The 804-nt window shown below is 68.5% G+C and carries 2 pseudogenes; one reads left to right on the forward strand and one right to left on the reverse strand.

Annotated elements, in window-relative coordinates:
- A pseudogene (locus tag A5678_RS27690) lies at window positions 1–76 on the reverse strand (hypothetical protein); the annotation flags it as partial.
- Between A5678_RS27690 and A5678_RS00065 the strand changes: the two are divergent.
- Window positions 75–804, forward strand: a pseudogene (locus A5678_RS00065) (sorbosone dehydrogenase family protein); the annotation flags it as partial. The pseudogenes A5678_RS27690 and A5678_RS00065 overlap by 2 nt on opposite strands.

Here is an 804-nt window from a genome sequence, read left to right on the forward strand (position 1 = left end):
GCACGGCCACCGTCAGTTTGGTGTTGATCAGGTTGACCAGCACGGTCCCGTCCATCGCCGCGCAGCCGGCCACGCCGTTCCCTAAAGCGTGCCCGGCCCCCGGCGTGATGCAGGGCTGCCTGGAGAGCACCAGCGGACTGATCATGGGGCCCGACAGCAAAACCGCGCTGGTGGCCGAGCGCACCACCGGCGCCGTCAAGGAGATCTCGGTCAGCGCCGAGCCGAAGGTGAAGATGGTCATCCCGGTCGACCCGTCCGGGGACGGCGGCTTGATGGACATCGTGCTGTCACCGACCTATGCCCAAGACCGGCTCATGTACGCCTACGTCAGCACGCCGACGGACAATCGGGTGATTCGCGTGGCCGACGGCGACATCCCCAAGGACATCCTCACCGGCATCCCCAAGGGGGCCACCGGCAATACCGGAGCGTTGATCTTCACCAGCCCCACCACGTTGGTGGTCATGACGGGCGACGCGGGTAACCCCGCGGCCGCGGCCGACCCCAAATCGCTTGCGGGCAAGGTCCTTCGCATCGAGCAGCCGACCACCATCGGTCAGGCGCCGCCGACGACGGCGCTGTCGGGCGTGGGCTCGGGCGGCGGCCTGTGCACCGACCCCGTGGACGGCTCGTTGTACGTCGCCGACCGCACGCCTACGGCGGATCGGTTGCAGCGCATCACGAAGACCTCCGAGGTCTCCACGGTGTGGACCTGGCCGGACAAGCCCGGCGTGGCCGGCTGCGCGGCGATGGACGGGACCGTGCTGGTCAACCTGATCAACACCAAACTGACGGTGGCCGTGC

The sequence above is a fragment of the Mycobacterium sp. E2733 genome (assembly GCF_001667585.1).
Classification (GTDB): domain Bacteria; phylum Actinomycetota; class Actinomycetes; order Mycobacteriales; family Mycobacteriaceae; genus Mycobacterium.